Source organism: Tsukamurella pulmonis (genome assembly GCF_900103175.1).
GTDB lineage: Bacteria > Actinomycetota > Actinomycetes > Mycobacteriales > Mycobacteriaceae > Tsukamurella > Tsukamurella pulmonis.
The window spans coordinates 3082531-3102497 of the sequence record NZ_FNLF01000002.1; the positions used below are offsets into that span (position 1 = coordinate 3082531).

General features: G+C 71.7%; 17 protein-coding genes. 9 read left to right on the forward strand and 8 right to left on the reverse strand.

From position 1 onward, the window contains the following. Window positions 1–25: 25 nt before the first annotated feature. Window positions 26–508, reverse strand: a complete 483-nt coding sequence (locus tag BLQ62_RS15065; RefSeq protein ID WP_068530128.1) for an RDD family protein — start codon at window positions 506–508, stop codon at window positions 26–28. Window positions 509–696: 188 nt separating this feature from the next. Between BLQ62_RS15065 and glnA (BLQ62_RS15070) the strand changes: the two genes are divergently transcribed. Together glnA (BLQ62_RS15070) and BLQ62_RS15075 are read left to right on the forward strand one after the other, a co-directional pair. Further along, on the forward strand, window positions 697–2130 hold the full coding sequence (gene glnA / locus BLQ62_RS15070) for a type I glutamate--ammonia ligase (RefSeq protein WP_068530127.1): 1434 nt from the start codon (window positions 697–699) through the stop codon (window positions 2128–2130). Between the two features lie 120 nt (window positions 2131–2250). Beyond that, on the forward strand, window positions 2251–2439 hold the full coding sequence (locus BLQ62_RS15075) for a hypothetical protein (protein WP_068530124.1): 189 nt from the start codon (window positions 2251–2253) through the stop codon (window positions 2437–2439). Between the two features lie 11 nt (window positions 2440–2450). Here the strand turns inward: BLQ62_RS15075 and BLQ62_RS15080 are convergent, their stop codons facing one another. Then, window positions 2451–3740 (reverse strand): polysaccharide pyruvyl transferase family protein, encoded by a 1290-nt coding sequence (locus tag BLQ62_RS15080; protein ID WP_231857752.1) that lies wholly within the window; start codon window positions 3738–3740, stop codon window positions 2451–2453. A gap of 92 nt (window positions 3741–3832) precedes the next feature. Between BLQ62_RS15080 and BLQ62_RS15085 the strand changes: the two genes are divergently transcribed. Further along, entirely contained in the window at window positions 3833–4381 is a 549-nt protein-coding gene (locus tag BLQ62_RS15085) for an FKBP-type peptidyl-prolyl cis-trans isomerase (protein ID WP_068568745.1), read from the forward strand. A gap of 77 nt (window positions 4382–4458) precedes the next feature. Beyond that, the gene (locus BLQ62_RS15090) at window positions 4459–4935 is read left to right on the forward strand and encodes a nitroreductase family deazaflavin-dependent oxidoreductase (RefSeq protein ID WP_068530118.1); all 477 of its coding nucleotides are present in this window, start codon (window positions 4459–4461) and stop codon (window positions 4933–4935) included. Window positions 4936–4954: 19 nt separating this feature from the next. Here BLQ62_RS15090 and BLQ62_RS15095 read toward each other — a convergent pair whose 3' ends face one another. From BLQ62_RS15095 to glnA (BLQ62_RS15105), 3 genes are read right to left on the reverse strand one after another with little or no spacing between them, the layout of a single operon-like run. Beyond that, entirely contained in the window at window positions 4955–5893 is a 939-nt protein-coding gene (locus BLQ62_RS15095) for an endonuclease/exonuclease/phosphatase family protein (RefSeq protein WP_068568747.1), read from the reverse strand. A 24-nt stretch (window positions 5894–5917) separates the two neighbouring features. Continuing rightward, a complete protein-coding gene (locus tag BLQ62_RS15100; RefSeq protein WP_068530113.1) occupies window positions 5918–8947 on the reverse strand; it encodes a bifunctional [glutamine synthetase] adenylyltransferase/[glutamine synthetase]-adenylyl-L-tyrosine phosphorylase in 3030 nt (1009 codons plus the stop codon). A gap of 13 nt (window positions 8948–8960) precedes the next feature. Beyond that, entirely contained in the window at window positions 8961–10301 is a 1341-nt protein-coding gene (gene glnA / locus BLQ62_RS15105) for a type I glutamate--ammonia ligase (RefSeq protein ID WP_068530110.1), read from the reverse strand. 127 nt (window positions 10302–10428) lie between these two features. Here glnA (BLQ62_RS15105) and BLQ62_RS15110 point away from each other — a divergent pair, with 127 nt between their 5' ends. Beyond that, on the forward strand, window positions 10429–11001 hold the full coding sequence (locus tag BLQ62_RS15110; RefSeq protein WP_160126307.1) for an FKBP-type peptidyl-prolyl cis-trans isomerase: 573 nt from the start codon (window positions 10429–10431) through the stop codon (window positions 10999–11001). Here BLQ62_RS15110 and BLQ62_RS15115 read toward each other — a convergent pair whose 3' ends face one another. Next, window positions 11002–12615 carry an alpha/beta hydrolase gene (locus tag BLQ62_RS15115; protein ID WP_082756933.1) on the reverse strand — a complete coding sequence of 538 codons (1614 nt, stop codon included), beginning with the start codon at window positions 12613–12615 and terminating at the stop codon, window positions 11002–11004. A 54-nt stretch (window positions 12616–12669) separates the two neighbouring features. Between BLQ62_RS15115 and BLQ62_RS15120 the strand changes: the two genes are divergently transcribed. The 4 genes from BLQ62_RS15120 to BLQ62_RS15135 are packed head-to-tail and all read left to right on the forward strand — an operon-like array spanning window position 12670 to window position 17805. Then, a complete protein-coding gene (locus BLQ62_RS15120; RefSeq protein ID WP_068530102.1) occupies window positions 12670–14403 on the forward strand; it encodes an NAD+ synthase in 1734 nt (577 codons plus the stop codon). Window positions 14404–14453: 50 nt separating this feature from the next. After that, window positions 14454–15302, forward strand: coding sequence for a 3-methyl-2-oxobutanoate hydroxymethyltransferase (gene panB / locus BLQ62_RS15125; protein ID WP_068530100.1), 849 nt, complete (start codon window positions 14454–14456; stop codon window positions 15300–15302). Further along, complete coding sequence (gene pip / locus BLQ62_RS15130; RefSeq protein ID WP_068568752.1) at window positions 15302–16306, forward strand: prolyl aminopeptidase; 1005 nt, start codon at window positions 15302–15304, stop codon at window positions 16304–16306. Before panB ends, pip begins: the two co-directional genes overlap by 1 nt. A gap of 2 nt (window positions 16307–16308) precedes the next feature. Next, complete coding sequence (locus BLQ62_RS15135) at window positions 16309–17805, forward strand: CYTH and CHAD domain-containing protein (protein ID WP_068568754.1); 1497 nt, start codon at window positions 16309–16311, stop codon at window positions 17803–17805. Between the two features lie 16 nt (window positions 17806–17821). On the opposite strand, the gene BLQ62_RS15140 is transcribed toward BLQ62_RS15135, so the two are convergent. After that, the gene (locus tag BLQ62_RS15140; RefSeq protein WP_068568756.1) at window positions 17822–18553 is read right to left on the reverse strand and encodes a cutinase family protein; all 732 of its coding nucleotides are present in this window, start codon (window positions 18551–18553) and stop codon (window positions 17822–17824) included. A gap of 4 nt (window positions 18554–18557) precedes the next feature. Beyond that, window positions 18558–19964 carry an RNB domain-containing ribonuclease gene (locus tag BLQ62_RS15145; protein ID WP_068568942.1) on the reverse strand — a complete coding sequence of 469 codons (1407 nt, stop codon included), beginning with the start codon at window positions 19962–19964 and terminating at the stop codon, window positions 18558–18560. Window positions 19965–19967: the final 3 nt, after the last annotated feature.

A 19967-nucleotide genomic window follows, 5' to 3' on the forward strand; every position in this document is an offset into this window, starting at 1 on the left:
ACGGCGGGCCCCGAGTTCTTTGTTCCTACCGGGCCCTGAGGACCATCGTGCCGGTGGCGCGGTCCTGCATGCCGCGACCGTCGACGTCCTGGATGAGCGGCGGCACGATGAAGATGATGAGCAGGTTGCGGGCCAGCGCGCGGACGATGCCCACCCGCATCTGCGAGTTCTCGATCCGCGCGACCCGCAGGCCCGCGAAGTACTGGCCCGGCGTGAACCCGAACAGCGTCACCGAGAGCACACCCACGGCGAACCAGATGCCCAGCGCGAGCGTGTCGAAAGCGGTGGGCTCGCCACCGAAGACGCGGCTCGGACCCACGATCGCGACGGCGATGAGCGCCGACGGCACCCAGTCCAGGAACAGGGCCAGCACGCGCCGGCCCGATCCGGCGGCCGAACCGACACCGTCCCGCGGCAGGCCGAGGGCCTGGCCCCGGTACTCGCTGTGGGCGCCCTCGGGCAGTGCCGCGGAGGCACCGGAGAGCCATGATCCCGTTTCTCGACGCATGCCCTCAGGGTACGTGGCACGCGATCCGGCGGCCCTGACGGACGGCCCTGGATGTGTAACACCGATGAAACATTGCGTTAGTTCTCGGGCAACACCTCGTCCATAACGTTCATTCTCGTAACCTCGGTGGTGGTGCGAACGGTACGACCGTGAACGTCACCGCCGGACGACGAAGGAGCAAGTAACAGGTGTTCACTACCAAAGAGGAACTTCTCGACTACCTGAAGAAGGAGAATGTCGAGTACGTCGACATCCGCTTCTGCGATCTGCCCGGCACGATGCAGCACTTCAGCATCCCCGCCGAGGCCTTCGACGAGAGCGTCTTCGAGGACGGCCTGGCGTTCGACGGTTCGTCGATCCGCGGCTTCCAGTCGATCGACGAGTCCGACATGATGCTGCTGCCCGACGTCACCACGGCGCGCATCGATCCCTTCCGCGCCGCGAAGACCATGAACATCTCGTTCTTCGTGCACGACCCGTTCACCCGCGAGGCCTACAGCCGCGACCCCCGCAACATCGCGCGCAAGGCCGAGGAGTACCTGCTCAGCACCGGTATCGCCGACACCTGCTTCTTCGGTGCCGAGGCCGAGTTCTACATCTTCGATTCGGTCTCCTACGACTCGTCGATCAACGGCTCCTTCTACGAGGTCGACTCGATCTCGGGCTCCTGGAACACCGGCCGCCCGATCGAGGAGGACGGCTCCCCCAACCGCGGCTACAAGGTCCGCAACAAGGGCGGCTACTTCCCCGTCGCGCCGTACGACCACTACGTGGATCTGCGCGACAAGATCTCCACCAACCTCAAGAACGCCGGCTTCACGCTCGAGCGCGGCCACCACGAGGTGGGCACCGGCGGCCAGGCCGAGATCAACTACAAGTTCGACACGCTGCTGCACGCGGCCGACGACGTCCAGCTGTTCAAGTACATCGTCAAGAACACCGCGTGGCAGGAGGGCAAGACCGTCACGTTCATGCCGAAGCCGCTCTTCGGTGACAACGGCTCGGGCATGCACGCCCACCAGTCGCTGTGGAAGGACGGCAAGCCGCTGTTCTACGACGAGGCCGGCTACGGCGGTCTGTCGGACATCGCGCGCTACTACATCGGCGGCATCCTGCACCACGCGCCGTCGCTGCTCGCCTTCACCAACCCGACGATCAACTCGTACAAGCGCCTGGTGCCGGGCTACGAGGCCCCGATCAACCTGGTGTACAGCCAGCGCAACCGTTCGGCCTGTGTGCGCATCCCGATCACGGGCAACAACCCGAAGGCCAAGCGCATCGAGTTCCGCTGCCCCGATTCCTCGGGCAACCCGTACCTGGCCTTCGCCGCCATGATGATGGCCGGCCTGGACGGCGTGAAGAACAAGATCGAGCCGCACGCCCCCGTCGACAAGGACCTCTACGAGCTGCCGCCCGAGGAGGCCAAGGGCATCCCGCAGGCCCCGACCTCGCTCCCGGCGGTCATCGACCGCCTCGAGGAGGACCACGAGTACCTCACCGCCGGTGGCGTGTTCACCGAGGACCTCATCGAGACCTGGATCCAGTACAAGCGCGACGTGGAGATCGCCCCGGTGAACCTCCGTCCGCACCCGTACGAGTTCGAGCTCTACTACGACGTGTGAGTCGTAGCCCGCAGGCGTTCCGGCCCCGCACCGTCTTCTCGACGGTGCGGGGCCGGTCCCGTTCGCCGGCACTGCGCCCGCTTCCTCGGGCGTATCGTCGGTGGAGACGAGGAGGCGAGGATGTTCGAGACGAAGCTCAAGGGCAACGACGTGGTGGATCGGTCCGGCGCGGGTTCCGGCCCGGCGCGCCCGCGGGTGAGCACGACGCTCCCCGACGGCGAGGTGCTCGTCATCCCCACCGCGGACACGAGCCGCCGGCACGACGCCGAGGATCTCGGTCGCAGCTCGGCGCGCCCGGACCCGGCCTAGCCCGCGCGGGTTCAGCCCCGGGGGTACAGCCGCGCCGCCAGCGCGGTCTTGCGCGCGATGTTCTCCCGACGGTCCGCCTCCGGGAAGCCGCCCGCGACGGGCCGGGCGGGGAGCGGCGAGTCGTCGCCGACGACGGTCCACCGCGAACCGAACTCCACCAGTGAGCCGTGCTTGACGCCGTAGTAGTCCCGCTTGGGCACCACCGCGACGCCGCTGTCGCCCGCCGCGGCGGCCAGCAGGTGCGGATGGAACCGCGAGCTGATCCACGTGCGCCCGTCGCCGACGGGCAGGCCGTCGCGCCAGACGTCGAGGAACGGGATGATCCGCGCACCGGCGATCCGCTCCCCCAACAGCTTCGGGACGGTGTAGTCGTGGCCGGGGATCCCTTCGACGACGGTGACGCGCTCGCCGGGGACGTCCCAGGCGTCGAGGAGTTCGCGCACCAGGGCGGCCAGCGCCGGGGCGCCGGTGCGGCCGTCGCGGGCGAAGTCCTCGGCGAGGTCCTCCTGCATGCACAGCACCACCTCGTCGTGCCGCCCGGATTCACGCGGCCCACGACGAGCTCCGCTGCGGCCGGCGGCGGCGCCGAGACCGAGCCACACGTCGTCGCCGGTGAACGAGGCGCCGGGAACGCCCTGCAGCGCCTCGTACGAGGGCCGGTCCCGCACGTCGAACACCGCGAAGGCCGCCGCGTCCGCGCGGAACCGGACGAGTGCCTCACCGTCGGGGAGCGGCAGCAGGCCGAGCCCCGTCGCGTACGCGGGTGCGCCGGTGCGCCGCGCGACGGCGGCGACCGCGGAGATCACCGGGAACCATTGGGGCCATTGCCGGTTGACGTACCCACCGCCGATGACGTGGATGCTGGACGCCCGGAGCAGATGGTCCACTCCTTCGGCGAGTCCGGGGGCGATCCGCATGTCGGTCGCGGCGCTCGCCACCCAGTCCTGCGCGCCGGTGCCGTCGAGGCCGGGGTTCTCGTCCGCCGCGCGGGCGAGCCGCCACAGGGTGTCCACGAACACGGCGCGCGGGTGATCGCCCGCGAACAGCAGCGCCGCCTCCCCCACGTGTGCGACGTCCACGACGACCGTCGCGGTGGGACGGGCCCGGGCCAGATGGCGCAACCAGATCCGCAGCACCAGTTCGTCGCCCAGGTTCGGATGGCCCGCGACGCCGATCAGGTAGATGATCTCGCCGCGGCCCACACCGCCCAGCGCCCGCTCCACGGCGCCGACCGCGCGGCGCACGGGCCTGCGGAGCCCGGCGATCCGGACCATCTCGGCCACCGTCCCAAGCGTTCCCACGGCCACACGCTACCGATCCGGCGCGCAGGATGCGCCGGCCCGCGGCCGGGAGTTCGCCGGCCGGCTCCATCGAGGCGGTAGGTTCTTGTGTCATGCGCGCTCCCCGACCGATCCTCGCCACCGTCGCCGCCGTCCTCGCCGCCGGGGCGCTCACCGCCTGCAACACGCCCGAGGCGGCGGCCGCGTGCCCCACCGGCGCGCCCGGCACCGCGACCGCCCCCGACTGGACGCATCCGGGACAGACCGGCTCGATCGTGGTCACCGGCTCCACCGACACGGCGTCGCCGCAGATCGCCGTCGAGAAGCCCTTCTCGGTGGCGCAGACCCAGGTGCAGGCCTTCGATCCGCCCGGCGACGGTGCCGTGGTCGCCGAGACCGCGCGCGTCTCGGTCTGCTACCTCGGCGTGAACGGCCGCACGGGCGATCGTTTCGACAGCACCTACGACGACGGCAAGCCCGCATCGTTCCCGCTCGACGGGGTGATCCCCGGCTTCAAGAAGGCGATCGCCGGCCAGAAGGTCGGCAGCTCGGTGGGCGTCGCCGTCGCGCCGGAGGACGGCTACCCGACCGGGACGCCGGACGGCCGGATCCAGGCCGGCGACACCATCGTCTTCGCGATCAAGATCCTCTCCGCGTCCTGACTCGGATCGGGGATCGCCCCGATGTGCGGGCGGACCACTGCGGCGAGACTGGGATCACCCCGAACCCAGGAGGCGTCATGCGCGTACTGTCCGTCGTCGTCGGAGCCCTCGTGCTCGTCCCGCTCGCGGCGCTCGCCGTGATCCTCGCCGGCATCCGGTTCCGGATCCGCCCGGTCCTCGACGCGGTGCGCCGGTTCAACCGGGACGTCACCAACCCCCGGGCCGTGCACGACGCACATTCGCCCGATTCCACCCGCACGGTGGTCCGGCACGTCGGCCGGCGCAGCGGCCGGGCCTACGAGACGCCCGTCGACGCCTTCGCGACCGACCGCGGCGCCCTCGTCATCGCCCTGCCGTACGGCCCCGAGACCGACTGGGTCCGCAACATCCGGGCCGCCGGCACGGTCGAACTGCTGCGGCAGGGTGCGACCCTCACGGCGACCGACCCCCGCATCGTCGCCACCGCCGACGTGCTCGACGAGATCCCTGCCGGCGCGCGGCGCACGCTGCGCATGTTCGGCGTCGCACAGTGCCTGGAGCTGCGCACGGCCTAGTCGGCGGCGCCCGGCGCCGTCAGCCGACGCGCGCGAGGACGGCCCGGTGGTCGGCGCCGCTGATCTCGTGCGTGCTCACCTCGGCGGCGCCGAGGCCGCGCAGCAGGACGTGGTCGATGCCCACCAGCGCTGGATAGGTCTTGTCCGTCGGATAGGTGGGGGCGAACCCGGCGCCGGCGAGCTGCCCCGCGTCCCGGTAGCCGCCCGTGAGCAGCCTGCGGAACTGCACGTGGTCGAAGGTCGCGTTGTAGTCGCCCAGCGCGATCACCGGCCGCGGCTCGGGCACGCCCTGCAGCAGCGCCTCGATCTTGCGCAACTCGTCGGCCCAGTCGGCGGGCTCCAGCGGCGGCACGGGATGCACCGCGAACAGTTGGACATCGCCCCGGCCGGGCACCGTCGCGACCGCGGTCAGGGCGGTCAGCGCGAACCCCGGCACCGTCGCCGTGCTCGAGAGCGGGTGACGGCTGTAGAGGGCCGTGCCGTAGGCGAGCCGGTCCGGACGCACGAACGAGTGCGGGAGGTCCGCCGCGATGCTCGAGGCGGCGATCCGCGCCGCGGCCTCGGGCGTGATCTCCTCGACCGCGAGGACGTCGACCTCGTTGTCGCGCACGAGTCGCGCGAGCTCGCCCGCATCGCCCTGCCCCAGTTGGATGTTGGCGGTCAGCACCGTCAGGGTCGCCCCGGTGGGCGCCGCCTCGCCGCGCCACAGCGGCGCCTGCACCCACACCGCGGCGGCGGCCACCGCGACGGCGAGCACCAGCCGGATCAGAGCGCGGGCGTAGAGCAGGCACACGAGCGCGATCGCGAGCGTCGCCACGAGCAGCACCGGCACCATCGCGGCCGCGGCCACCGCGATCTTCTGCTCCCCCGGCCAGAAGTGCAGGCCGAGCGAGGCCAGGGCGGCCACGAGTGCAAGGGTGCCGACGATGCTCGCGGCGGTCCGGATGAAGATCCTCATGCGGACATCCTGCCCGGTGAACTCCTATTCGCCCCAGAACACCCGGTCGACCACCGCCCGCGCGCGTCGCGTGGTCCGCAGGTAGTCGTCGAGGAAGTCCAGGGAGTCGCCCCGCCAGCCGGCCACGTAGGCGACGTTGGAGAGCACCGCACCGGGGCCGGGCAGCTGGTCGACGGGCTTGCCCCGCACCAGGAACAGCGCGTTGCGCGAGCGGGTCGCGGTGAGCCACGCCTCCCGCAGCAGCTGGACGTCGGCCTCGGGCAGCAGTTCCGCGGCACCGATGGCGTCGAGCGATTCGAGCGTCGAGGTGTTGCGCAGCGCGGGAACGGCACTGGCGTGCCGCAACTGCTCGAGCTGCACGGTCCACTCGACGTCGGAGAGTCCGCCGCGGCCGAGCTTGGTGTGCGTCGCGGGATCGGCTCCGCGGGGCAGGCGTTCGGAGTCCACGCGCGCCTTCACCCGCCGCAGCTCGTTGACCGTGGCGGGCGAAACGCCACCTTCGGGATAGCGGGTCTCGTCCACCATGTGCAGGAACTCGCGGGCTATCTCCTCATCGCCGGCGACGTGCGTGGCCCGCAGCAGCGCCTGCACCTCCCAGGGCTGCGCCCACTGCCGGTAATAGGCGCGGTAGGCCGCCAGCGTGCGCACGACGGGCCCGTTGCGCCCCTCGGGCCGCAGGCCGGTGTCGACCTCGAGCCCCGGATCGACCGACGGTGCGCCGAGTCGCGTCCGCACGGCGTCCGCCACCAGGTTGGACCAGCGGACGGCGTCCGACTCCTCGTAGCCCTCGTTGGGCACGCAGACGAACAGCACGTCGGCGTCGGAGCCGTACCCGATCTCGTGACCGCCGAGGCGCCCCATGCCGATGACGGCGATGCGGGCCGGCGCGCCCGGTTGGTAGGCGCTGCGGCTGGACTCGCGTTCGACCACGGAGGTCGCGATCTCGGACACCAGCGCTGCGTCGAGCGCCGCGCCCCACACCGAGGACAGCGCGGCGCACACCTCGGGCACCGTCATCATCCCCAGGATGTCGGCGGAGGCGACGCGGGCGATCTCACTGCGCCGCATGGCCCGCGCCACCGCGATCGCCCGGTCGCGGTGGTGCGCGCGGCTGACCGCGGCGAGCATGCCGTTGTAGACCTCGCGGGGCGAGGGTTCGATGAGCTTGGGGCCGGTGGCCCCGTCGGCGTAGAGGCGGATCACATCGGGCGAACGGGCGAGCAGCTCGGCCACGAAGGTCGACGAACCCAGGACGGTCATCAGCCGCTGCGCGACCACGGACTCGTCGCGCAGCACCCGCAGGTACCACTCCACATCGCGCAGCTCCTCCGAGAGCTTGCGGTAATTGAGCAGTCCCGCATCGGGATTCGGCGTCTCGCTGAGCCATTCGAGCAGGGTGGGCAACAGGATGGTCTGGATCCGGCCGCGCCGCGACGAGTCCGCCATCGCCTTGAGGTGCGCGAGCGCGTTCTGCGGCTGCAGGAAGCCGAGCGCTCCCAGTCGCGCGATGATCGCGTCGTCGCTCAGGCTCACGGCGTCGGCATCGAGGTTCGCGATCGAGTCGAGCAGCGGCCGGTAGAACAGCTTCGTGTGCAGCCTGCGCACGCGCGCCGACTGGCGTTTGAGCTCGGCGCGCAGCACGCCCGCGGCGTCCCGGTCGCCGTCGGGACGGATGTGCGCGGCGCGCGCCAGCCAGCGCCAGGCCTCCTCGTGATCGGCCGGGGGCAGCAGGTGCGTGCGCTCCATCCGGCGCAGCTGCAGGCGGTGCTCGAGCCCCCGCAGGAACTCGTAGGAGGCCGTGAAGTTGGCCCCGTCGTCACGGCCCACGTAGCCGCCGACGGTCAGTGCCTCGAGCGCGTCGACAGTGCTCCGCTCCCGTAGCGTCTCGTCGGTGCGGCCGTGCACCAGCTGCAGCAGCTGGACGGCGAACTCGACGTCACGCAGGCCGCCGCGGCCCAGTTTCAGTTCCCGCTCGCGCAGCTCGGGCGCGATGTTCTCCTCGACGCGGCGGCGCATCTGTTGCACGTCCTGGACGAAGTCCTCGCGCTCGGCGGCCTCCCACACCATGGGGCTCACCGCGGCGAGGTACTCGTATCCCAGTTCCATGTCGCCGGTCTGCGGCCGCGCCTTGAGCAGGGCCTGGAACTCCCAGGTCTTGGCCCACCGCTTGTAGTACGCCACATGCGATTCCAGCGTGCGGGTCAGGCTGCCGTTCTTGCCCTCGGGCCGCAGCGCCGCGTCGACGTCGAAGAAGGCGGCCGAGCCGATCCGCATCATCTCGCCGGCGAGCCGCGCGGAGAGCCCGTCGGCGGGCTCGGCGACGAAGATGACGTCCACGTCGGAGACGTAGTTCAGTTCCCGCGCACCGCATTTGCCCATCGCGACCACGGCCAGACGACCTTCCGGGTCGCCGTCCGGGTACACCGTGGCCACCGCCACCGCCAGGGCCGCGGTCAGCGCGGCGTCGGCCAGATCGGCGAGGTGCGAGCCCACCACCGAGAAGGGCAGCGTGGGCTCGTTCTCCACCAGCTCCGCCAGGTCGCGCGCTGCCAGGACCAGCATCAGGTCCCGGTAGCCGTCCCGGAGGGCGGCGATCGCCTCGCCACCGGTCACGGCGGCTCGGTAGAGCAGGTCGTCGTCACGTCGCCCCGGCACCTTCACCGCGCCGACGACGGCGAGCATCGCGGCGATCAGGTCGTCCCGCGACTGCAGTGGCGCGGTGTCGCGCAGCAGGCGCCACGACGCGGGGTGACTGATCAGGTGGTCACCGAGGGCGTCGGAGGCGCCGAGCAGCCCGAACAGCCTTCCGCGGAAGGTGGTGTCGGAGCGGATCAGGGCATCGATCTCGGCCCAGTCGGTGCCGGAGGCCTCGCGCAGGCGCACCAGCGCCCGCAGCGCCCAGTCCGGATCCGCGGCCCGCGAGAGCGCCCACAGCACGTCGGCGCACTCGGCGTTCGCCCACCCCAGGGAGGCGAGGTTGTCCTCGGCGTTCGCATCGAGCAGGCCGAGGCGGCCCGCGCTCGGGCGACGGACCTCGCGATTGGTCGGTGGCACCGTCGGTCCCGCCCTACAGCGAGAGGTAGCGGTCGAGCTCGAAGGGGGTGACCACCGAGCGGTAGTCGTTCCACTCCGACCACTTGTTGCGCAGGAAGTACTCGAAGACGTGCTCCCCCAGCGTCTCCGCGACCAGCTCGCTCTTCTCCATCAGCACGAGCGCGTCGTCGAGACCGGTGGGCAGGTCGCGGAAGCCCATCGAGCGGCGCTCGCGGGCGGTCATCTGCCGCACGTCGTCCTCGGCGGCCTCCGGAAGGTCGTAGCCGCCCTTGACGCCCTCGAGGCCGGCGGCGCACAGCACCGCGAAGGCCAGGTACGGGTTGCAGGCCGAGTCGGGCGAGCGCACCTCGACGCGGCGGCTGCTGGACTTGTTCGGCGTGTAGAGGGGCACGCGCACCATCGCGGAGCGGTTGGCCGCGCCCCAGGTGGCGGCGGTCGGTGCCTCGTCGCCGGTCACCAGCCGCTTGTAGGAGTTGACCCACTGGTTGGTGACGGCCGAGATCTCCGGCGCGTGGTGCAGGATGCCCGCGATGAAGGCCTTGCCGGTGGCGGAGAGCTGGAGCTCGTCGTCCGGGTCGTGGAAGGCGTTGGAGTCGCCCTCGAACAGGCTCATGTGGGTGTGCATGCCCGATCCCGGGTGGTGGGTGAAGGGCTTCGGCATGAACGAGGCCTTCACTCCCTCGGACATCGCCACCTCCTTGACGAGGTAGCGGAAGGTCATCACGTTGTCGGCCATCGAGAGGGCGTCGGCGTAGCGCAGGTCGATCTCCTGCTGGCCCGGCCCGGCCTCGTGGTGGCTGAACTCGACGGAGATCCCCATCGCCTCGAGCGCCTCGATCGCGCTGCGGCGGAAGTTGGGCGCGGACTCGTGCACCGCCTGGTCGAAGTAGCCGCCGGTGTCCGCGGGCACCGGCATGCCGTTGTCGGCGAGCTGCTTCTTGAGCAGGTAGAACTCGATCTCCGGGTGCACGTAGCAGGAGAAGCCGAGATCGGCCGCGCGGCCCAGTTGCCGGCGCAGCACGTGCCGGCTGTCGCCCCAGGAGGGCGTCCCGTCGGGCATCGCGATGTCGCAGAACATGCGGACCGAGTGCATCTCCCCGTCGTTGCTCAGCCACGGGAGCACCTGGAACGTCGACGGGTCCGGCTTGGCGACGGTGTCCGCCTCCGAGACCCGCGAGAAGCCCTCGATGGAGCTGCCGTCGAAGCCGATGCCCTCGGTGAACGCGCCCTCCAGCTCGGCGGGCGCGATCGCGACGGACTTGAGGAAACCGAGGACGTCGGTGAACCACAGCCGCACGAAGCGGATGTCCCGTTCCTCGATGGTGCGAAGCACGAACTCCTGCTGCCGGTCCATGCGTCGACCCTAAGCGAGGAGGTGTTAACTGCGTGTTACAACCCGCGACGACGACGCGCGGAATGCGAGGCCCTCGGTTCCGGGCGTTTCGCAGCCGCGAACCCGGCGAGGAAGTAGCGTGCGCGGCGTGCACACACCGTTCGCCCGCCTCAGCGCCGTCGCGGCGCCGGCGTGCACGCTGCTGCTCGCCGCGTGTGGCTCGTCGCCGCAGGCCCCGCCCTCCACCGCGGCCGCGCCCGCGATCGACGTGTGCCCGTCGGCGACCCCGGCGACGGACGCCCGCACGATCGCGCTGGCCGGCGTCACCGGCAGCGCGGAGGTGACCCCACCCACCGAGACCTCGGCGCCGCGGGTCGTCGTCGCGACGCCGTACCGGGTCGATCGCTCGCAGACCGTCACGGCGCACGCGGGAACCGGCGCCGCGATCGTCGACAACTCGGTGGTCACCGTCTGCTACCAGGGCGTCAACGGCAGGACCGGGTTCGTCTTCGACGACGCGTTCGCCCGCGCGACCTCAGCGGAGATGGCGCTGCCCGACGTCGTGCCCGGCTTCCGCGCCGCCCTCGTCGGGCAGCGGGTCGGCGCGCGCGTGGTCACCTCCGTCACCGCCGCGGACGGGTACCCCAAGGGCGAGCCGCGTGCGGGCGCCGCACCGGGCGACACCCTGATCTTCGCGATCACGGTGCTCGCCGCGAACTGATCAGCTCGCGCAGCGCAGCCCCTCCTGCGGGTCCTTCAGATCCCGCAGGTAGGCGGTCACGGCGTCGTCGACGCAGTTGTTGCCCTCCAGGGAGACGGTGTGCTGACTGCCCTCGAAGCTGATCAGCGAGGCGCCGAGCTGGCGCGCCAGGTTGACGCCGTTCTGGTACGGGGTGGCCGGGTCGTGCGTGGTAGAGACCACCACCAGCTTCGGCGCTCCGACCGCGCGCACCTCGTGCGGCTTGAGCGTGGGCGCCGCGGCCCAGAAGGCGCACGAGCCCTTCGCCGCGCGGCCGGTGCCGCGACCATCGTCGAGAAAGGGGGCGGCCCTGCGGATCTCGGTGTCGAGCCGGGACAGGTCGGCGGGATCGGTGACCGCCGGGCCGTCCATGCAGTTGATCGCCGTGTTCGCGTCCATCATCGGCGAGTACCGCCCCTGATCGTCCCGGTTGAGGTACAGATCGGCGATCACCTGCAGCAGCGTGCCGTCGCCGCGCTGCAGGCCGGCCAGGCCGCGCCGCAACGGCTCCCACAGCTGCTTGGCGTACATCGCCTGGATGGTGGCGGTCGTCGCGTCGCTGTAGCTCAGCTGTCGGCCGCCCTGCCCCCGGACCGTCCGGTCGATCAGCGGGCGCACCAGCTGCTGGTAGCGCTCCGTGGCCCTGGCCGGGTCCTGTCCCACCGGGCAGCCCGTCCGGGTCGCGCAGTCCTTGGCCCAGTCGTCGAACACGGTCTGGAAACCGGCCATCTGCTGCACCGACGAGGAGATCGCGTCCTCCGCCGGATCCACGGCACCGTCGAGCACCATGGCCCGCACCCGCTCCGGGAAGGTCTCCGCGTAGATGGCGCCGATGAACGTGCCGTAGCTGTAGCCCAGATAGGTGAGCTTGTCGTCGCCGAGGACGGCGCGCAGCACGTCCAGATCGCGGACGGTGTCCGCGGTGCCGACGTGCGCGAGGAACGTCTTGCCCATCTTCTCGGCGCACAGATCCGCCTGCGACTCGTTGAACTCCTCCTGCGCGGCGATCCCGGCGGGCGAGTTGTCGTAGGCGAGTGTGGAGAGCCGGTTCTCGTCGCGCTGGCGGTCGCTCGAGCACTTCACGGCCGGCGAGCTCGCCCCGACGCCACGCGGGTCCCAGCCGACGAGGTCGAAGCTGTTCGCGATCTCGTACTTGCCCGCCTCCATGGATTTGCCCGCCACCTGTTGCACGCCCGAGCCGCCGGGGCCGCCGGGATTCATCAGCAGCGAGCCCCGCCGCTGCCCCGTGGCCTTGACCCGGGCGACCGCGAGCTTGGTCTCCCCCGCGCTCGGGTCGTCGTAATCGATCGGCACGGTCAGGCGCGCGCACTCCAGCGTGGTCTTGTCGTACTCGGTGATGTCGTCGGTCCGGGCCATCTCGGCGCACGAACCCCACTCGAGCTGCTGTCCGTAGTACTGCTGCAGCGATGCCGGGACGCCCGGTACCGCGGTCGGTGTCCGGGGGTTCGTGCTCGTGCCCGCGGTCGTGGATCCGCGGGCGGGCTCGGCGGTCCCGCCGGTCTGGACCGAGCATCCCGCGAGGGCGGCCACGACGAGGACCGCGGTCGCGGTCAGGAGGGGCTTACCTGCCTTCATCCTCCCGATCCTGCCACGCGGCGCCGCCGCTTCCGGGGACGCTAGGGTTGAGCCATGACGCCCCTTCGTGTCGCGGCGTGCCAGATCAACCCCGTCGTGGGCGATCTGGACGCGAATGTCGCTCGGATCACCGCTGCAGCCCGGGACGCCGCGGAGCGCGGCGCGCAGGTCGCCGTCTTCGGGGAGATGGCCCTCACCGGTTACCCCGTCGAGGATCTGCTGCTGCGCCGCTCCTTCGCCGTCGACTCCCGCGAGGCCGTGCACGAGCTGGCCCGCTCACTCGACACGGCCGGCTGCGGCGACCTGATCGTGATCGTCGGCTTCCTCGATCGCGACCCCGACGCCCCGGAGACGAGCACCGATCCCACGGGCGGCGCGCGCAACGCCGCGGGCGTGCTGCACGGCGGCGAGCTCGTCGCCCGCTACGACAAGCACTTCCTGCCCAACTACGGCGTCTTCGACGAGAAGCGCTGGTTCACCCCCGGCGACCGGCTGGTCGTCCTCGACGTCGACGGGGTGCGGCTCGGCCTCGCGATCTGCGAGGACGTCTGGTGGCCCGACGGTCCCGTGGCAGGGCTGGGCGAGCTCGGCGTCGACGCGGTCCTGTGCCTCAACGCCAGCCCCTTCGAGGTGGGCAAGCCGGCGCAGCGCCGCGAGATCCTCGCGGCGCGGGTCGCCGAGGGCGGCGCGCCGGTGCTCTACGTCAACCTCGTCGGCGGGCAGGACGAGCTGGTCTTCGACGGTGACTCGTTCACCGCGCGGTCCGGCTCCGACTGGGCGCCCGGCCCGCAGTTCGTGGAGGCCACCACCTTCACGGACGTCCCCGCCCTGGGCCGGGACCGCGCCGAGACTGTCGCGGGCTGGTCGGTCGAGTCGGTGCGCCTCGCGGCGCGCCCCGCGTCCGCGCTGCAGTCCGCGGCACCGCGCGTCGCCGACCTCGACGAGACCGCGCAGATCTGGGCGGCCCTGGTCACCGGCACGCGGGACTACGTGCACAAGGTCGGTGGGCGCACCGTCGCCCTGGGCATGTCCGGGGGCATCGACTCCGCGCTGGTCGCCGTGATCGCCGCCGACGCGGTGGGCGCGGACAACGTCTACGGCGTCGGCATGCCGTCCAAGTACAGCTCCGACCACTCCAAGGACGACGCCGCGGAGCAGGCGCGCCGCATGGGCATCCACTTCCGGTTCGAGCCGATCGAGCACATGGTCGAGGCCTTCGTCGGCCAGTTGCACCTGACGGGCCTGGCGGAGGAGAACATCCAGGCCCGGTGCCGCGGCATGACGCTGATGTCACTGTCCAACCTCGACGGCCACCTGGTGCTGGCCACCGGCAACAAGAGCGAACTGGCCGTGGGCTATTCGACGATCTACGGCGACGCGGTGGGCGCCTACGCCCCGATCCGCGACGTGGAGAAGTCGCTCGTCTGGGAGCTGGCGCGCTGGCGCAACAAGGTCGCCGTCGAGCGCGGCGAGACCCCGCCCATCCCGGAGAACTCGATCACCAAGGAGCCGTCGGCGGAGCTGCGGCCCGGCCAGAAGGACAGCGACTCGCTGCCCGACTACGACGTCCTCGACGACATCCTGCGCCGTTACGTCGAGCAGGACCAGGGCGTCGCCGAGATCGCGGAGGCCGGGTACGAGCCGGACCTGATCCGCAAGGTCGCGCGGCTCGTCGATCGCGCCGAGTACAAGCGCCGCCAGTACCCGCTCGGCCCGAAGGTCACACCCAAGGCCTTCGGCCGCGACCGCCGGATGCCGATCACGAACCGCTGGCACGACCCGGCCTAGAGACTGCCCGGACCGGAGAGACCGGCTGGGACACGAAGGGAACGACAACGATGAGCGAAACGCCCGTCTACGGAAGCGGTTCCGACGCGCCGAGCGCGCCGGCCCGGAAGAAAGTGCGCATCCACCACCTCGCCGATCTCAAGGAGCGCGGCGAGAAGTGGGCGATGCTCACCAGTTACGACTACATGACCGCCTCGATCTTCGACGAGGCCGGCGTCACCGCCCTGCTGATCGGCGACAGCGCAGCGAACACCGTGTACGGGTTCGACTCCACGCTGCCGATGGAGCTGGACGTGATGGCGGCGATGGTCGCCGCCGTGCGCCGCGGCACGAAGTACGCGCTGGTGGTGGCGGACATGCCCTTCGCCAGCTACGAGGAGTCCCCGGAACAGGCCTACCGCAGCGCCGCGAAGCTGATGAAGGCCGGCGCGGAGGCGGTCAAGCTCGAGGGCGGCGTGCACATGGCGCCCACCATCGAGTTCCTGCAGCGCCGCGGCATCCCGGTGATGGCGCACATCGGATTCACCCCGCAGTCGGTGAATTCACTGGGCGGCAACCGGGTTCAGGGGCGCGGCGACGAAGCGGCCGACAAGATCCGGCTCGACGCGAAGGCCGTGGACGCCGCGGGCGCGTTCTCGGTGGTGCTGGAGATGGTGCCCTCGGACGTGGCCGCGCAGGTGACCAAGGAGATCGCGATCCCCACGATCGGGATCGGCGCCGGCAATCAGTGCGACGGCCAGGTGCTGGTGTGGCAGGACTTCTCCGGCCTCAACCGCGGACGCACGGCGCGCTTCGTCAAGAAGTACGCCAACATCGGCGACGAGCTGCTGCGCGGCGCCCAGGACTACGTGGCGGAGGTCGCCTCGGGCGAGTTCCCCGGACCGGAGCACGGATTCTGATGCGCGAGTTCTACCCCGAGATCGAGCCCTACAGCACCGAGTTGCTGGACGTGGGCGACGGGCAGTTGCTGTACGTCGAGCAGAGCGGCTCCCCCGCCGGCAAGCCGGTCGTGTTCATCCACGGCGGTCCCGGCGGCGGCACCTCTCCCGACTGCCGCCGCTTCTTCGACCCCTCCGTGTACCGCATCGTCGTCTTCGACCAGCGCGGCTGCGGGCAGTCGAAGCCGCACATCGCCGATGCTCCGTCCGATTCGAGCGCGAGCGCGGCGCAGTCGCTCGCGGACCGGCTCGCGGTGAACACCACCGCACACCTCATCGCCGACATCGAGCGGATCCGCGAGCACCTCGGCATCGACCGGTGGCAGGTCTTCGGCGGCTCGTGGGGCTCCACGCTGGGCCTGGCCTATGCGCAGGCCCACCCGGAGAGGGTCACGGAGCTGGTGCTGCGCGGCATCTTTCTGCTGCGCCGCAGTGAGCTGGACTGGTATTACAACGACGGTGCCTCGCACGTCTACCCGGACAACTGGGAGGGGTACCTGGCCCCGCTCGACGAGGCGGACCGGGCCCCGTCGGCCGACAAGATCGCGGCCTACCACCGGCTGCTGCACTCGGATGACGAGGCGGTGGCGCTGCGCGCGGCGAAGGCCTGGTCGAAGTGGGAGCGCAGCACGAGCCACCTGATCAACACCGCGGAGAGCGCGGCCGACGCCGACGATCCGCGGTTCGCGATCCCGTTCGCGCAGATCGAGAACCACTACTTCGTCAACGGCGGCTTCCTCGACGAGGGGCAGCTGCTGCGCGACATCGATCGCATCGCCGGGATTCCCGGCGTGATCGTGCAGGGCCGCTACGACGTGGTGTGCCCCGCGCGCAGCGCGTGGGACCTGCACCGCGCGTGGCCGAGTGCCGACCTGGTCATGGTGCCCGACGCGGGCCACTCGGCCTTCGAGCCGGGCATCCAATCGGCGCTCATCGAGGCCACCGACCGATTCGCGAAGGGCTGAGCATGGCGGAGCAGCGTGAGATCGAGACGAAGTACGAGGTCGGAGCCGAGACCGCCGCGCCGTCACTGGCGGCGGTGCCGGGCGTCGATCACGTCACCACCGACGAGGTCTTCCACCTGGTGGCGGTGTACTACGACACCGAAGCCCTGGACCTCGCCGCGAACCGGATCACGCTGCGCCGCCGCACGGGCGGCAAGGACGACGGGTGGCACCTCAAGCTGCCCGACGGTGCCGACCGTCGCGAGGTGACGGTGCCGCTGGCCGACGACGCCGACGCGCCCGAGGGCGCGCCGGCCGAGGTTCCCGCGGAGCTGGTGCGGCGCGTCCGCGCCCTGGTGCGCGGGCGCGCCCTCGCGCCCGTCGCGATCGTCGAGAACGAGCGGCACACCACGTACTGCCGCGCGGTCGATGACGAACTCCTCGGCGAGTTCGTCGACGACCACGTGCATTCCGTCTCGCTGCTCCCGGACGGTCCCGAGAAGAACTGGCGCGAATGGGAGTTCGAGGTGCCCGACACCTCGCTGGGCCGCAAGACCGCGGTCGCCGTCGACAAGGCGCTGCGCGCCGCCGGCGGCGCGCAGCCCGATGCGGCGTCCAAGCTCGCGCGCGCGATCGACGTGGAGGCCGCCCGGCGGCCCGTCGACCTGCCGAAGAAGATCTCTCACGCCACCGCGGGTCAGCTGCTCACCGCAGCGCTCGCGGCCTACCGCGACAAGCTGCTCCGCGAGGATCCGCGGGTGCGCGCCCGGGGCGAGGACTCCGTGCACCAGATGCGCGTGGCGACCCGGCAGCTGCGCAGCGTGCTCACCGAGTTCTCCGGCTTCTTCGAGGGACCGGCACGGGCCGCGCTGAGCTCGGAACTCAAACTGCTGGCGTCGATCCTCGGTGCCGTCCGTGACGCAGAGGTGCTGGCACAGCGGTTCGAGGGCTTCGAGGCCGGCGGTGAGCTCGACGGTGCCGGTGCCGCCCTGGCCCAGCGCCAGCGAGCCGCCGAGGCCCGCGGCTGGGGCCGGGTGGACCTCGCGCTCGAGTCCGACCGGTACTTCGTGCTGCTGGACGCGATCGACGCTTTCATCGCCGATCCACCGCTGCGCGAGCGCGCCGACCGGCAGGCCGTCAAGAGCCTGGCACCGCTGTTGGACAAGCGGATCCGCTCGTTCGCGCGACAGTCGATGGTGCTGCTCGCCGACCCCGGCTGCACCGACCACGACGTGCACGCCATCCGCAAGCACGCCAAGCGGCTGCGCTACGCCTCCGCGGTCGTGGACCCGGTGGTCCGTGGCGACCTGCGCTCCGAGGTCAAGGGCTTGGCGAAGGTGCAGACCCGTCTCGGTGAGTTCCAGGACGCGACCATCGCCCGCGACGCCGTGGCCGAGCTCGCCGCGGAGACCACCGATCCCGGGATCGCGTTCCGCCTGGGACGGATCGACGCGATCGAGGAGCGGCGCGCCGCGCAGGCCAGGGCGAGCCTGCCGGACATGCTGCGCCGCTTGCGGTGAGCCTCCGGCCCGAGGTCTACAGACCGGCGATGCCGGCGAGGCGGTTGCCGATGTCGGTGCCCGAGTACGAGGTGTGCGAGGCTATCACCGTGGTGCCGAGGTCACCGGTCCAGTGGCACACCGGATCACCGGCCGCGCAGATCGACAGGGTGCGGCCGCCCACGCGGGGCGGGAGCGGCGCCGGGTTCGCGCCACTGACCAGCGCGGATGCCTGCGCCATTCCCGGCGAGCGCGGCGCCGTGCCGACGTACCGGGTGGTGTCGTTGGGGATCCGGTCGGGATCGCCGATGAGCGCCGCCGCGGTGAACTGCGGGCGGTCTCCGAGCCGCTGCAGCGCGCGGTGCACGGCCGCCGCGCCCTGCGAGTAACCGGCCATCACGATCCGGGTCGACGGGCAGGCCTTGAGGACGATCTCCACGTCGCCCTGGGTGTTCGCCGCGCCGGTGTTCATGCTGGCGAGGAACCCGCCCAGCTGATCCAGCCCGGTGGGCACGGCGGCCGCCGGGTAGTAGATGGGACGGATCGCCACGGTCTTGTCCGCCGCGCGGGCACGGGCGGCGAAGGTCTGTGCGGCGGAGTTCACCGTGCTGCCGAGTCCGCCGGAGGAGCGGCCCTCGCCGGACCCCGCGGCGCCGATGACGGTGTAGTCGGTACAGTCCGGCGCGGCCACGGCGGGCGCGGCCAGGGCCGGGATCAGGGGCGCGAGCAGGACGACGAGGGCGGGAATGAGGACGAGGCGGCGGCTCATGGCCTCACGCTAGCGTCTTCGCGTACGCGAAGGAGACCTTTCGAGAGGGCACGTCCGCGGTGTCGAGGCGCACCGTGACCCGGCGGCCCTCGGGCGGCCCGCCGGTGCAGGGCGCGATCACGGCCGGCTCGTCGAGGAGGACCTGATCGGCCCGCATGGTGACGGCGGCGAAGTCCTCACCCACCCGGTCGGCCAGGATCACCGCCTCCGTGAGGTCGATGCAGGCCCGGTCGACCTTGTTGGCCAGGGTGTTGGTCCTGCGCATCGTGTCGGCGGCGTCGTCGAGCGCACCGCCGGCCCATTCCGGGATCGGGTCCCCCGCGCACGCGGCGAGGCACACCTCGGTGGCGTACCGGTCCGCCAGGCGGCGCAGGGGCGCGGTGACGTGCGCGTACGGTGCACCGACACCGGCGTGCCCGCGGTCGGCGGGCGGCTCCGGTGCGGCCGCCGTGCCGAAGGAGGCGTAGCCAGAGCCCCGCAGCAGGCGCGCGGCGTCGCTCATGACCGCGAGACCGGCAGGGGTGGCGACGTCGAGGCCGGCGAGGAACTCGCCCACCGGGATCCCGTCGGGCCAGCTCTGCCCGAGCGAGGCCGCGGTCCGGCGCAACTCGTCGACGGCGTCGTCGGGGGCGGTGGGCAGGGTGCGCAGCAGCCCCACGCCCGCCTCGAGCATGATTGCGGCCGCGCACACGCCGGTGAGAAGCGAGATCTGCGCGTTGTGGGCGTCGAAATCCGTGCGCGGTTCGATCCGCACGGTCCACCCGTCGGGCCCCTGCACGGCCTCCTGCGCGGGCAGCCGCAGGTCGATGGCGCCGTGCTCGCGCCCCCACCGGGCGCGCAGCTCGCCGACCTCGGGCAGCAGCGCGATGCTCGGGTGCACCCGTCCCGCGTCGAAATCCGCCTGCACGCCCGCGTAGTCGAGTTGCGCCCGAGAGCGCACGACGGCCCGCCGGACCGTGGCCGCGGTGACCTCACCGGCGGCATCGAGACGAATCTCCCACAGCGCGGCCGCCCGGTCCTGCTCGGGCAGCAGCGATCCGAGGCCCTCGGACAGCGGTCGCGGATGCAGCGGCACCGAGCCGTCGGGGAGGTACAGCGTCTGCCCGCGCAGGCGGGTCTCCGCCTCCAGCGCGCCGCCCGGCGGCACCAGCGCGCCGACGTCGGCGATCGCGTAGTGCACGAGGTAGCCGTCACCGTCGGCGGCGATGTGCACGGCCTGGTCCAAGTCCTTCGACCCCGGAGGATCGATGGTGACGAACTCGATGTCGCGACGGTCCTCGCGCCCCTCGGCGCACCGGTCGACGGCCGCCCGCGCCTCCGCGAGGGCGTCCGCCGGGAACTCCTCCGTCAGCTCGAACTCGGTGCGCACCGCCCCGAAGTCGACGTCGCTCGACGGCACGGGGCCGCGCATCGG

Excerpts from the sequence above, each read along its gene's own strand:
- BLQ62_RS15065 (WP_068530128.1), bottom strand. The coding sequence starts at position 508 with ATGCGTCGAGAAACGGGATCATGGCTCTCCGGTGCCTCCGCGGCACTG.
- BLQ62_RS15075 (WP_068530124.1), top strand. The coding sequence starts at position 2,251 with ATGTTCGAGACGAAGCTCAAGGGCAACGACGTGGTGGATCGGTCCGGC.
- BLQ62_RS15085 (WP_068568745.1), top strand. The coding sequence starts at position 3,833 with ATGCGCGCTCCCCGACCGATCCTCGCCACCGTCGCCGCCGTCCTCGCC.
- BLQ62_RS15090 (WP_068530118.1), top strand. The coding sequence starts at position 4,459 with ATGCGCGTACTGTCCGTCGTCGTCGGAGCCCTCGTGCTCGTCCCGCTC.
- BLQ62_RS15095 (WP_068568747.1), bottom strand. The coding sequence starts at position 5,893 with ATGAGGATCTTCATCCGGACCGCCGCGAGCATCGTCGGCACCCTTGCA.
- glnA (WP_068530110.1), bottom strand. The coding sequence starts at position 10,301 with ATGGACCGGCAGCAGGAGTTCGTGCTTCGCACCATCGAGGAACGGGAC.
- BLQ62_RS15115 (WP_082756933.1), bottom strand. The coding sequence starts at position 12,615 with ATGAAGGCAGGTAAGCCCCTCCTGACCGCGACCGCGGTCCTCGTCGTG.
- BLQ62_RS15120 (WP_068530102.1), top strand. The coding sequence starts at position 12,670 with ATGACGCCCCTTCGTGTCGCGGCGTGCCAGATCAACCCCGTCGTGGGC.
- panB (WP_068530100.1), top strand. The coding sequence starts at position 14,454 with ATGAGCGAAACGCCCGTCTACGGAAGCGGTTCCGACGCGCCGAGCGCG.
- pip (WP_068568752.1), top strand. The coding sequence starts at position 15,302 with ATGCGCGAGTTCTACCCCGAGATCGAGCCCTACAGCACCGAGTTGCTG.
- BLQ62_RS15135 (WP_068568754.1), top strand. The coding sequence starts at position 16,309 with ATGGCGGAGCAGCGTGAGATCGAGACGAAGTACGAGGTCGGAGCCGAG.
- BLQ62_RS15140 (WP_068568756.1), bottom strand. The coding sequence starts at position 18,553 with ATGAGCCGCCGCCTCGTCCTCATTCCCGCCCTCGTCGTCCTGCTCGCG.
- BLQ62_RS15145 (WP_068568942.1), bottom strand. The coding sequence starts at position 19,964 with ATGCGCGGCCCCGTGCCGTCGAGCGACGTCGACTTCGGGGCGGTGCGC.